Raw genomic sequence first — 14,658 nt, forward strand, 5'->3', positions numbered from 1 at the left:
ATTTGGGGTTATAATTTTTCTGTAATTACTTCCAATTGATTTCGGTAGTAATTATAGGTTTCAATTTGTGCTCTGAAAACACGGTCGTTTTCTTTTCGAACACGGTATTTATTGTCTAATTTTTCAGAATGATAACGTGCTTTTACATTTCCATTCCAACCCACATCAAAACTTTCGATGAGTTCTAATTTGATATTTTCATCATAAATCGGACAGGTTACTTCTACTCTGGCATCAATATTTCGGGTCATGAAATCGGCAGAAGAAATAAAAACTTCCGGTTTGCCGTGATTTCCAAAGATAAAAATTCGGGAATGTTCCAGAAAATTATCAACAATACTAATGGCTTCGATGTTTTCGCTCATTCCCTTCACACCCGGAATCAAGCAACAAATTCCACGGATAATTAATTGAATCTTCACTCCTGCTCTACTTGCATCATATAATTTATCAATCATTCGTGTATCTGATAAACTATTCATCTTCAACTTAATATATGTTTCTTTTCCTGAAAGAGCATGCATAATTTCTCGATCAATGAGTTTATACATTTTATTTCGGGTATAATGCGGCGAAACAACCAAATGTTTGTAGCGATGTACACGGTAATTGACTTCAAAGAAATCAAATACTTTATCGGCATCTTTTAAAATCTGCTGATGGCTTGTAAACAAAGTAACATCGGTGTAGACTTTTGCAGTTGATTCGTTGAAATTTCCGGTTGAAATGAATCCGTAACGTTTTATTTTTTTATCTTCAAATCGATCAATAACACAAATTTTACTGTGAACTTTCAATCCTTTTACACCAAAAATTAAGTTAATTCCTTCGGTTTGCATTTGTTCTGCATACGAAATATTGCTGGCTTCGTCAAAACGAGCTTGCAATTCAATTTGAACGGTTACTTTTTTTCCGTTTTTGGCAGCATTAATCAATGAACTAATAATTTGAGAATTTTTAGCCAATCGGTATAATGTAATTTTTATACTAACCACTTTTGGATCAAGAGCCGCTTCACGAAGAAACTTAATTAAATAGGAAAATGATTGATACGGTGCGTTGACCAAATAATCTTTTTCGCTGATTTTTTTGATGATGCTTCCTTCCAAACCTAATCCATCAACAGGAAGTGGAGTTTTTGGTTGGTATAATAAATCGTAACGACCCAAGTTTGGAAAATCCATGTAGTCACGACGGTTGTGGTATCTTCCTCCGGGAATGATGCTATCGGTTGAATCGATGTTCATTTTTTCTAAGAAAAACTTCAGCGTATCTTTATCTATCGATTGATCATAGACAAATCGAACCGGTTCACCAATTCTTCTGTCGCGAACACTCTCGGAAATTTTTTCGGCAAAACTTTTACTAATGTCGCTGTCAATTTCCAGCTGAGCATCACGGGTAATTTTTATCATGTGAGCCGAAACACTTTCGTACTCAAAAATATTAAAAATGCTTTTTAAGTTATAACGAATCACATCATCCAACAAAATGATATATTGTTTTTCGCCATTGGAAGGCAGTACAACAAATCGGTTAACTGTTTTTGGAATTTCTACAACCGCATAGCGAATGTCTTTTTTAGCTTTTTTGAATCCTAAGAAAGATGATTTTTCTTCAGATTCGTTTTTCATGACTAGTTTAACGGCTAAATAACCCGAAGTGTCTCGCAACAACGGAAATTCTGCCAAGTCATTTAAGATAATTGTTACTAAAGCCGGACTTACTTTTTGGATAAAAAAATCGCGGATATAGTTTTCTTGTTCTTTGGAAATTTCTTTTTCGTTGATGATAAAAACGCCTTCTTTTTCGAGTTCTTTTTCGATAATATTCAGAATGCGTAAACTTTCCGATTGTTGTTTAATCACAACGTCGGTAATATCTTTTAGCAATTGTTGAGACGAAATTCCACCAAAATATTTCTCTCCGGTTTGTCCGGAAAGCGATAATCGTCTGATTGCCGCAAAGCGAACACGGAAAAATTCATCTAAATTATTCGAAAAAATTCCTAAAAAGCGTAATCTATCTAGTAATGGAACAGTTGGATCTGCGGCTTCTTGAAGCACTCTTGCATTAAAACATAACCAACTTTTTTCTCTATCAACATAACGGTATTCTATTGCTTTAATCATATTTTAAATCTCTTGGAAAAAGAATTTTATTGGTTTTCCCTTTGCCTAAATCCGACCAACTTGTTACATCAAAAGAGATGGATACAAATCCGGCAGTGGGTACATTGTCTATAAAAATATCTCCAAATTTATTAACAAATTCTGTGATTGCCTCATTATGACCGAAAAGAATAACATTTTCATAACTATTATCACATGATTTAATTGCTTTTTCGAGTTTGGAAGCATCAAAAGTGTATAAATCGTCTTTAAAAAGTATACTTTCTATTGGCCATGATTGAATTTGAGCAAAGATAATTGCTGTTTCAGAGGCTCTTTTAGCAGTGCTACTCCAAATTAAATTTGCTTTTGGGAGAAAATTGGTAATATTTTGAGCTACCAAATGTGCATCACGAACACCTCGTTGTGCCAAAACTCTTTCTTTATCGTGAACAGGTGCATCCCAACTGGATTTTGCATGCCTGATTAAAATTAAATTTTTCATTATACTAAATTTAATGAGACTTCATTGAAAATTTCATTACAATTTAAGACTATTTTTTTTATAAAATACAACATATTCGAAACATTATTTCACAATATACTATAAGACATGATAATTGTTTTATAAATAACATTTGATTATTTATTTGTTATAAATCTAAAATTAAGTGTTTGAGTAACACATTTGTTTGAAATGAGTTATCAACAACGATTGTTAATAATATGATTTATAATTAATTTCTTACTATAATTATATTTTAACTCCTTTTATCGATAAAAAAACGCATTTTATCGATAAAATATTTTTTTTTATGAAAACAACTTTATACATTCGACGAGAATTTAAGAATAAATTAACGCATAAAGGTGTCCAAATTTATGAAAAACATAAGAAAAAAGAGAGGTTACTCGTCGATAAAAAACTCCACAAACTACATTTTGAGTGTTACTTATCGATTTTTTAGGTTAGTTACAGACGAAATGAACAAAAATTTCATATAGTATATAGATTAGCCGTCCGATAAATGAGTAAACTGTAAAAGTCTCTCAAATTTTATCTCCCAAATCAACCAAATAGTAAAATAAAAAAACTTAACCCAAAATGTCAAAAATCATGAATTCAAAATTTAAAATTAAAATTATGGGAAATCAAGCTAAAACCAAAAAAAGCAAAAGCTCTTTGGTATTGATTGTAATGATTTCATTACTTCTTCCCTTTTTAGGTTTTTCGCAAGATTTCAAAATTATTGAAGTTAACGAATATTTGAAAAGAGAATCAATGTCTGAATCAAGAAGCATTGCCAAAACAATTTCTGTGAAATCATTGATAAAGGATCTTCATCCGTCAATTTATGTAAACAATGGTTCGGTAAACACATACGGCAAACCTGCTAAAGTATTGTTTGTTGATGCAAAGTCAATTTCAAAGGTAAGAGACTTGAATTTAGACATGAGCCAAGTTGAATTAGTAACTATAAAAATCAATAAGAAAGAAGAACTTTCTACCCCGATTGATTTATCAATATTTTCAAACTATCCAACGATCAAAGTAATTTATCTAACAGTAAGTTTCGACTGTACGGTAGATATGCTCAATAATTTGATTAAAACCGATAAAACTGGATATACCATTTTATATTCAGTTGAAAAACCATCTTAACAGTATTTCTGTTCAGAACTTAATTTGTTAAAGAAATAACATGAAGAATATGTACTCAAATTTCAAACTAAACCTAAAATCAAATTATCTAATAACAATTTTAATAGTATTGTTAGGTAATTCATTTTACGTAAATGCTCAGGTGAGAGTTCCTTTTACACAAAGAACATCGATTTACACACCTCAAAAGACTGTTTACAATGTGAAAGGTGATTTTACCATGATTGGTAATTCCAACCTTACACTTGTAGATTATGCAGATGATGGATCTAATGCGAATAACATGCGTTATATTGACATTGATGGAGATTCTAATACATGGAACTCCTCATCATCCAACTTAACTTTATCTACAGAGAATGGAGCTAATCCGGAATGTTCAACAATTGTTTATGCTGGTTTATATTGGACAGGTAGAGCATCGGACGCTTCTACTAGCCCGAATATTTTTACTGTTACTAGAAATGTTCCTGGCGGCACTCAAACAATTAATCAAAATTCTACTGTAGGTCATAGTCAAGCAATTGCTAATACAACTTATACCTTAAATATTAGTAGAGATAATCCATCAAACAATAACAGAAGTCCTATCTATACTTTTTCAAGTGGTGGTAACAGTTATGTGTTTAGGTTTACAAATAATACCGGAGCAAATAGAGTAACTCTATCTGTAAATGGTGGAACTGCTGTTAATGTTCCTGTAAGTTATACTACTTCCGGTTCAACTGGAACTGCTACTTTAACCACTCCTTATGTAATTGCAAACGGAACTGTTAACTTAACTATAAACAGTTTAGTGAGAAGTACTGCTACAAACCTAAGTACAGGTGACACACAGACTACATCTTTTGCAAATGTAAATGTAGCTGGTACAATTATAGGAACAATCACCGAATCTAAAACTTTTGATAAAAGAAAAATTTCTATCAAAGGTCCTAGCTCAGCTGCTTATACTCAATTAACAGCGGATGATGATGATATTTATTATCCAGTATCAACTGATGGTTTTATGTATTCGGGTTACATTGAAGTAACAGATTATGTAAGAAATAATGGTCTTGGAGCCTACACAGTTGCTGATGTTGCCTTAATTGAAGGTAATGGTGGCGGAACCGGATACTACGGTGGTTGGGGAATGGTAGTTGTATATGAAAATGACAACATGAAATGGAGAGATGTTACTATTTTTGATGGTCACTCTTATGTTGCCGGAAGTGTTACTGCTGATTTTGAAATTCCAGTTTCAGGATTCAATACAGTTCAAGCAGGTCCTGTTAATATGAAATTAGGTATGATGGCAGGAGAGGGTGATCGTGCTATTGCTGGTGATTATTTTCAAATCAGAAATCATACAAATTCAAGCTGGGTAACTTTGAATCATGGGGCGAACGCAACAAATAACTTCTTTAATTCATCGATTTACACAGGTGGAAACACACGCAATCCAAACTTGTTGAATAATACAGGTTTAGACATTAGCATGTTTGATATACCTAATGCAAACAATAGTGTAATCACAAATAATCAAACATCTACTCGCTTTAGATATGGAACAACGCAAGATACGTTTGTAATCTTCAACATCACCATGTCTGTAGATGCCTACATTCCTGAAACGGAAGGAATTTTATCAACTATAAGTTTAAACAACGTTCCTGCTGCTCCAGTTGGTCCTTACACAATCCAACCAGGTCAGGAAATTGAATATGGTTTAAACATAAAAAATCTTGGCACAGAAGCCGTAAACAATTATAAAATAGTTTTACCGATACCTTTTACAGCAACTTATGTTCCTGGAAGTTTATCAAGTTCTATTTTCTTTACACCAAATCCTACACCAAACAATTTATACTTCGATCCTGCTTTAGGTGCTACAGGTTCTATTGTATGGGATTTTGGAACGCTTCCCCTTCCTGCTGATCCACAAACGTTATTGGCTTCATTACGTTTTAGATTAAAAGCCACAGAAAATTGTGCAATTTTATCTAATCCGGAATGTTTGAATAATATAGTTTTAAACGGATTTTCTAGTGGACAAGGTGCAATTACTTCTACTTCATTTAAAGATAAAGGCTTTATTTTAGGATATGATAATTCAAATGCTGGTTGTTTAGGACAACCTATTCCTCAGCCATTATCTGTTAATATTAATGCTGATAATTATGTAACCGATAATTGTGAAGATGTTCCTCTAATCAGAAACTTTACTTTTTGTGATGTTACTGGTCCTATACCGGCTTCGCAATTAGCTTCTGCTTTCCCTCCGGGAACTAAATTTTATACAACATACCCGGTTACAACTCCCGAAATAACATCTTTTCCAATTTCTGCCGGAGATACTGTACCTTATTTTGCAGTTCCTTTTAATGGAAATGGATGCTACTTTCAATTTACAGTTTCATTTTGTGGAGAAATTATTGCTCAAGATGATGTTCTAAACACTGTTAGTTGTGCAACTACCGGAATTGTTGGAAATGCCTTATCAAATGATACTGTTGATGGAAATCAAGCAACACCAAGCATTGTAACTTTTCAAATTACATCGGGAAATCATCCTAACATTTCATTTGATGCTCAAGGAAACATTACCGTAGTTGCAGGAATTCCTGCTGGTCAATATATATTTGAATATTCAATTTGTGAAACATCAAATTTAACAAATTGTGACTCGGCTACTATAACTATCAATATAATAGATTCTACTCCACCAGTAATTGCTTCATTACCAGGTCAAACAACAATAAACTGTCCTGCTACACCTGCTTTTGAACAAGCAATTGCTACAGATTCTTGTGGAACTGTAACATTAACTTTTGAAGATGTTACAACAACTGGTTCTTGTGCAGGATCATATTCCATAACAAGAACTTGGACAGCTACAGATGCTTCAGGAAACATTACTACTGCAACACAAACAATCAATGTAGTTGATGATTCTGCTCCTGTAATCGATGCTTTACCTGCTGAATCAACCATTAGCTGCCCTGCTACACCTCAATTTACTCAAGCTACAGCTACAGACGTTTGTGGTTCAGATTTTACATTAACGTATGTAGATGCAACTACCAATGGTCAGTGTGCAGGTTCTTACTCTGTAACTAGAACTTGGACAGCAACTGATGCATGTGGAAACAGTTCAACAGCTTCTCAAACAATTAATGTGATTGATGATTCTGCTCCTATTATTAATCCTCTTCCGGGTGAAACAACCATTAGTTGTGTTGCATCTCCAATCAGTAGAATTAATTTGAGCTTTGATCAAGCAGTTGCAATTGATGAATGTGGTTCAGATTTTACACTTACATTTGTTGACACAACAGTGGAAGGTAATTGTGAAGGTACCTATTCTGTAACAAGAACTTGGACAGCTACTGATACTTGTGGAAATATATCCACAGCTTCTCAAACTATCAATGTAATAGATACAACAGCTCCAATAATTGATGCTTTACCATCTGTCACTACAATAAATTGTCCTGATGTTCCACAATTTACACAAGCTACTGCTATTGATGAGTGTGAATCTGCATTTACATTAACTTTTGAAGATGTTACTACAAATGGAAGTTGTGCCGGTTCCTATTCTGTAACAAGAACGTGGACAGCTACTGACGAATGTGGAAATACTTCAACAGCAAGTCAAACTATAAATGTTCAAGACAATACTGCTCCTGTTTTAGTTGGTCAAGGTGCCGATGTAACAATCAGCTGTACTGAAACAGCAACATTTACTGCTCCAACAGCAACCGATACTTGTGATAATGCTCCTATTATTTCCTTTACGGATGAAACTGTTCCAGGTGCATGTGCAGGAACTTCCGTTGTAACTAGAACTTGGATTGCTACTGATGCTTGCGGAAATCAATCTGCTCCTGTTAGTCAATCTATAACAATACAAGACAATACTGCTCCGGTTTTAGCTGGTCAAGGTGCCGATGTAACAATCAACTGTACTGAAACAGCAGCATTTACTGCTCCAACAGCAACTGACACTTGTGACGTAGCTCCTGTTGTTTCCTTTACGGATACAACTGTTCCAGGTGCATGTGCAGGAACTTCAGTAGTTACCAGAACTTGGACTGCTGTGGACGCTTGCGGAAATCAATCTACTCCTGTTAGTCAAACAATTACAATTGAAGACAATACAGCTCCAGTCTTATCTGGTCAAGGTGCTGATTCAACAATAAACTGTCCGGCAACTCCTGAATTTAGTGCTCCAACAGCAACTGACACTTGCGATGTAGCTCCTGTTATTTCCTTTACGGATGAAACTATTCAGGGTTCTTGTCCGGGAACATTAACAGTTACCAGAACTTGGACTGCTTTAGATGCTTGTGGAAATCAATCTGCTCCAGTTAGTCAAACAATTACTGTTCAAGATACAACTAATCCGGAAATCACAACTGAAGCAACAAGTATTGTTGTTGAATGTGATGGTTCCGGTAACGAAGGTGCGGTAGAAGCTTGGTTAGCATCCAATGGTGGTGCTACAGCTACTGACTCATGTTCTGATGTAACATGGACAAACGATTTCAATGCTTTATCAAACGACTGTTCAACTGCTATAACCGTTATTTTCACTGCTACTGATGCGTGTGGAAATACCGCAACAACTTCAGCTACTTTTGCTGTACAAGATAGTACTGCTCCGGTAGCTCCTGAAGCTCCTGCTGCTGTAACTGTAACTTGTGCTTCTGAAGTGCCTGCAACCATTTCATTAACCGCTACTGATAATTGTGCCGGTGAAATCACTGTAGAAGGTGTTGATACTATTGTAGCCGGTGATTGTCCGAATTCATTCGTAATCACTAGAACTTGGACGTTTGTGGATGCGTGTAACAATGATGTTGCAATTTCTCAAACCATTACCGTTCAAGATACAATTGCTCCTACTTTCGTAGAAGAACTTCCAAGTAATATTACTGTGGAATGTGATGCTATTCCTGCTATTGCTACTTTAACAGCTATAGACAACTGTGGAGAGGCAACTGTTGTACCATCTGAATCTACTCAACAAGGTCAATGTCCTGGTACGTATGTTATCACCAGAACTTGGATTGCTACAGACGAGTGTGGAAACGCTACTCCTCATACACAAACAATCACGGTTCAAGATACAACCGCTCCTGAAATCACAACTGAAGCAGCAAGTATTGTTGTAGAATGTGATGGTGCCGGAAACCAAGATGCTGTACAAGCTTGGTTAGCATCCAATGGTGGTGCAACCGCTACAGACGCTTGTTCTGATGTAACATGGACAAATGATTTCGATACATTATCAAACGATTGTTCAACGGCTATAACTGTTATTTTCACCGCAACTGATGCATGTGGAAATACCGCAACTACAGCCGCTACTTTCACTGTTCAAGATACGGTTGCTCCTACTTTCGTAGAAGAGTTACCAGCTGATTTAACTGTGGAATGTGATAACATTCCGGTTGCTGCTACTCTAACAGCTATTGACAACTGTGGTGACGCAACTGTTGTACCATCTACATCTACACAACAAGGTGATTGTCCTAATAATTATGTAATCACTAGAACTTGGATTGCTACAGATGAGTGTGGAAACGCTACTCCTCATACACAAACAATCACGGTTCAAGATACAACCAACCCGGTAATCACAACTGAAGCAGCAAGCATTGTTGTAGAATGTGATGGTTCCGGTAACGAAGGTGCTGTAGAAGCTTGGTTAGCATCCAATGGTGGTGCTACCGCTACTGACTCTTGTTCTGATGTAACATGGACAAACGATTTCAATGCTTTATCAAACGACTGTTCAACTGCTATAACCGTTATTTTTACTGCTACTGATGCGTGTGGAAATACCGCAACAACTTCAGCTACTTTTGCTGTACAAGATAGTACTGCTCCGGTAGCTCCTGAAGGTCCTGCTGCTGTAACTGTAACTTGTGCTTCTGAAGTGCCTGCAACCATTTCATTAACCGCTACTGATAATTGTGCCGGTGAAATCACTGTAGAAGGTGTGGATACAACTGTAGCCGGTGATTGTCCGAATTCATTCGTAATCACTAGAACTTGGACGTTTGTTGATGCGTGTAACAATGATGTTGCAATTTCTCAAACTATTACCGTTCAAGATACAATTGCTCCTACTTTCGTAGAAGAACTTCCAAGTAATATTACTGTGGAATGTGATGCTATTCCTGCTATTGCTACTTTAACAGCTATAGACAACTGTGGAGAGGCAACTGTTGTACCATCTGAATCTACTCAACAAGGTCAATGTCCTGGTACGTATGTTATCACCAGAACTTGGATTGCTACAGACGAGTGTGGAAACGCTACTCCTCATACACAAACAATCACGATTCAAGATACAACCGCTCCTGAAATCACAACTGAAGCAGCAAGTATTGTTGTAGAATGTGATGGTGTCGCAAACCAAGATGCTGTACAAGCTTGGTTAGCATCCAATGGTGGTGCAACCGCTACAGACGCTTGTTCTGATGTAACATGGACAAATGATTTCAATACATTATCAAACGATTGTTCAACGGCTATAACTGTTATTTTCACCGCAACTGATGCATGTGGAAATACCGCAACTACAGCCGCTACTTTCACTGTTCAAGATACGGTTGCTCCTACTTTCGTAGAAGAGTTACCAACTGATTTAACTGTGGAATGTGATAACATTCCGGTTGCTGCTACTCTAACAGCTATTGACAACTGTGGTGACGCAACTGTTGTACCATCTACATCTACACAACAAGGTGATTGTCCTAATAATTATGTAATCACTAGAACTTGGATTGCTACAGATGAGTGTGGAAACGCTACTCCTCATACACAAACAATCACGGTTCAAGATACAACCAACCCGGTAATCACAACTGAAGCAGCAAGCATTGTTGTAGAATGTGATGGTTCCGGTAACGAAGGTGCTGTAGAAGCTTGGTTAGCATCCAATGGTGGTGCTACCGCTACTGACTCTTGTTCTGATGTAACATGGACAAACGATTTCAATGCTTTATCAAACGACTGTTCAACTGCTATAACCGTTATTTTTACTGCTACTGATGCGTGTGGAAATACCGCAACAACTTCAGCTACTTTTGCTGTACAAGATAGTACTGCTCCGGTTGCTCCTGAAGCTCCTGCTGCTGTAACTGTAACTTGTGCTTCTGAAGTGCCTGCAACCATTTCATTAACCGCTACTGATAATTGTGCCGGTGAAATCACTGTAGAAGGTGTGGATACAACTGTAGCCGGTGATTGTCCGAATTCATTCGTAATCACTAGAACTTGGACGTTTGTTGATGCGTGTGGTAATGAAACTCCAATCTCACAAACAATTTCGGTGAACGATACTGTTGCTCCTACATTCTTAGAACAACTTCCTGCCGCTAGTTTAACAGTAGAATGTGATACTATTCCAGCAATGATTACGTTAACTGCTATTGACAACTGTGGTGTGGCAACTGTTACCGAAAATGTAACGAGTGAACTTGGCGATTGTCCTAATAATTATGTAATCACTAGAACTTGGACAGCGGCAGATGAGTGTGGAAATGAAACAACGCATACTCAAATTATCACGGTTCAAGATACAACTGCTCCTGAAATCACAACTGAAGCAGCAAGTATTGTTGTAGAATGTGATGGTTCTGGAAACACAGATGCTGTACAAGCGTGGTTAGCATCCAATGGTGGTGCTACAGCTACAGACAACTGTTCGGATGTAACGTGGACAAACGATTTTAATGGTTTATCAAACGATTGTTCAACTTCTATAACTGTTATTTTCACTGCAACGGATGCATGTGGAAATACAGCTACAACTTCAGCTACTTTTGCTGTACAAGATAGTACTGCTCCGGAGGCTCCTGAAGCTCCTGCTGCTATAACCGTGGCTTGTGCTTCTGAAGTACCTGCTACTATTTCGTTAACCGCTACTGATAGTTGTTCAGGTGAAATCACTGTAGAAGGTGTGGATACAACTGTAGCCGGTGATTGTCCGAATTCGTTCGTTATTACTAGAACTTGGCTGTTTGTTGATGCGTGTGGTAATGAAACTCCAATCTCTCAAACAATTACGGTTCAAGATACAATTGCTCCTACTTTCGTAGAACAACTTCCTGCTGCTAGTTTAACAGTAGAGTGTGATGCCATTCCTGCAATGATTACGTTAACTGCTATTGATAATTGTGGAACTGCTTCTGTTACCGAAAATGTAACGACTGAACCTGGCAATTGTCCTAATAATTATGTAATTACTAGAACTTGGACGGCAACAGATGAATGCGGAAATGTAACAACACATACACAAACAATCACTGTTCAAGATACAACCAACCCGGTAATCACAACTGAAGCAACAAGTATTGTTGTTGAATGTGATGGTTCCGGTAACGAAGGTGCTGTAGAAGCTTGGTTAGCATCCAATGGTGGTGCTACAGCTACTGACTCATGTTCTGATGTAACATGGACAAACGATTTCAATGCTTTATCAAATGACTGTTCTACTGCTATAACTGTTATTTTCACGGCTACTGATGCATGTGGAAATACAGCAACAACTTCAGCAACTTTTGCTGTACAAGACAATACTGCTCCGGTGGCTCCTGAGGCTCCTGATGATGTAACTGTGGCTTGTGCTTCTGAAGTCCCAACTACGATTTCTTTAACCGCTACTGATAATTGTGCCGGTGAAATCACTGTAGAAGGTGTGGATACAACTGTAGCCGGTGATTGTCCGAACTCGTTCGTAATCACTAGAACTTGGACATTTGTAGATGCTTGTAACAATGATGTTGCAATCTCTCAAACAATTACGGTGAATGATAACATTAACCCTGAAATCACCACACAAGCAGCAAGCATTGTTGTAGAATGTGATGGTTCAGGAAACGTAAGTGATGTACAAGCTTGGTTAGCTTCTAATGGTGGTGCTACAGCTACTGATAATTGTTCTGATGTAACTTGGTCTAACGATTTCACTACGCTATCTAACGATTGTTCGAGTATGATAACAGTTATTTTCACCGCTACTGATGCATGTGGAAATTTCGCAACAACTTCAGCTACTTTCACAGTACAAGATTCTACTGGACCTGTAGCTCCTCAAGTTCCTACTGACTTAGTATTAACTTGTGACTCAGAAGTGCCTGCAACTATTTCTTTAACCGCCACAGATGCTTGTTCAGGTGAAATCACTGTAGAAGGTGTTGATTCAATTGTAGCCGGTGATTGTCCGAATTCTTTCGTAATCACTAGAACATGGACATTTGTTGATGAATGTGGTAATGAAACACCAATTTCTCAAACAATTACTGTGGATGATACTGTTCAACCTGAAATTACCACCGAAGCAACAAATCTTGTTGTAGAATGTGACGGTTCAGGAAACGAAGATGTTATTCAAGCATGGTTAGCATCCAATGGTGGTGCTTCTGCTACCGACAATTGTTCTGATGTAACTTGGTCTAACGACTTCAGTAATTTATCAAACGATTGTTCAACTGCTATAACAGTTACTTTCACAGCAACTGATGCATGTGGTAACGCTGAAACAACAACTGCTACTTTAACAGTTCAAGATAACACAAATCCTGTAGCTCCTGCACCTCCTGCTAATTTGGTATTAACGTGTGAATCAGAGGTTCCTGCTACTATTTCCTTAACCGCTACAGATAATTGTACGGGTGAGATCATTGTAGAAGGTGTTGATTCAATTGTAGCCGGTGATTGTCCGAATTCGTTCGTTATTACTAGAACTTGGCTGTTTGTTGATGCGTGTGGTAATGAAACTCCAATCTCTCAAACAATTACTGTGAATGACACTATTGCTCCTACTTTCGTAGAAGAGCTTCCTGGTGATATAACTGTAGAGTGTGATGCTGTTCCTGCTCAAATTACCTTAACAGCAATTGATAATTGCGGAGAAGCAACTGTTGTACCTTCTCAATCTATCGTATCAGGTGAATGTGCTGGAAGCTATGTAATAACTAGAACTTGGGTTGCGACAGATGAATGTGGAATTACAACAACTCATGAGCAAACGATCACTGTTATTGATACAACCGGTCCTGCTTCTTCGGAATTTGAAGTACAAATTTCTGTTAACTGTGATGCAATTCCTGAGGTTCCTGAATTACAATTTACAGATACTTGTTCAGGGGTTGATGAAGACAACATCCTATTTAATGAAGAAATAACTAATGAGACAAGTACATCGTACACTATAGTTAGAACTTGGGATGTAATGGACAATTGTGGAAATAATTCAGAATTTACACAAACAATTATTGTAAGCATTCAAAACAGTTTAACAAGAATTGATGCAGAATCATGTATTGGTGATATTACAACTGTGGACTTGAACAACTTACTTCCTGCCGGAACTACCGGAGGTGTTTGGGTAGATGTAAACAACACCGGAGCATTAAATGAAAATATTTTCAGCCCAAGTGAAGTTTCTTCAATTGGAAATTATATCTTGCAGTATCAAATTACTGAAGGTGATTGTCCAAGAGTATATGAAGTTACAATGAATGTAAACGATGACTGTCTTGTATTCCCATGTGATGCGATTGTTATTCACAACGCTTTTTCACCAAATGGAGATGCATTGAATCAGTATTTCTCTATTGAAAACATTGAAAATACTGAGTGTTATACAAGTAACACTGTTGAAATCTATAACCGTTGGGGCGTGTTAGTATATGAAGTACAAAACTATAATAACAATGATAGAAGATTTGAAGGAATTTCAGAAGGTAGAGCCACTCTAAACAAAAATGCAGAGCTACCAACAGGAACTTATTTCTATATCATTAATTATACTACTCCAGATGGAAATGTTGTTAACAAATCCGGATATTTATACCTAACAAGATAAAATTAAACTCCTGA

Annotated in this window: 4 protein-coding genes; 2 read left to right on the top strand and 2 right to left on the bottom strand. The window is 36.9% G+C overall.

The genetic code is table 11. The annotated features are described in order from the left end of the window. Positions 1–8 precede the first annotated feature (8 nt). The gene (gene ppk1, locus M0M57_RS00365; RefSeq protein ID WP_248434340.1) at positions 9–2,132 is read right to left on the bottom strand and encodes a polyphosphate kinase 1; all 2,124 of its coding nucleotides are present in this window, start codon (positions 2,130–2,132) and stop codon (positions 9–11) included. After that, entirely contained in the window at positions 2,125–2,616 is a 492-nt protein-coding gene (locus tag M0M57_RS00370) for a SixA phosphatase family protein (protein WP_248434342.1), read from the bottom strand. The genes ppk1 and M0M57_RS00370 overlap by 8 nt, the downstream gene beginning before the upstream one ends. Positions 2,617–3,228: 612 nt before the next feature. On the opposite strand from M0M57_RS00370, the gene M0M57_RS00375 reads away from it, so the two are divergent. Both M0M57_RS00375 and M0M57_RS00380 read left to right on the top strand, forming a co-directional pair. Further along, the gene (locus tag M0M57_RS00375) at positions 3,229–3,774 is read left to right on the top strand and encodes a hypothetical protein (protein WP_248434344.1); all 546 of its coding nucleotides are present in this window, start codon (positions 3,229–3,231) and stop codon (positions 3,772–3,774) included. Positions 3,775–3,823: 49 nt separating this feature from the next. Further along, the gene (locus tag M0M57_RS00380; protein ID WP_248434346.1) at positions 3,824–14,644 is read left to right on the top strand and encodes a gliding motility-associated C-terminal domain-containing protein; all 10,821 of its coding nucleotides are present in this window, start codon (positions 3,824–3,826) and stop codon (positions 14,642–14,644) included. Positions 14,645–14,658: the final 14 nt, after the last annotated feature.

This window comes from Flavobacterium azooxidireducens (genome assembly GCF_023195775.1).
Classification (GTDB): Bacteria; Bacteroidota; Bacteroidia; order Flavobacteriales; family Flavobacteriaceae; genus Flavobacterium; species Flavobacterium azooxidireducens.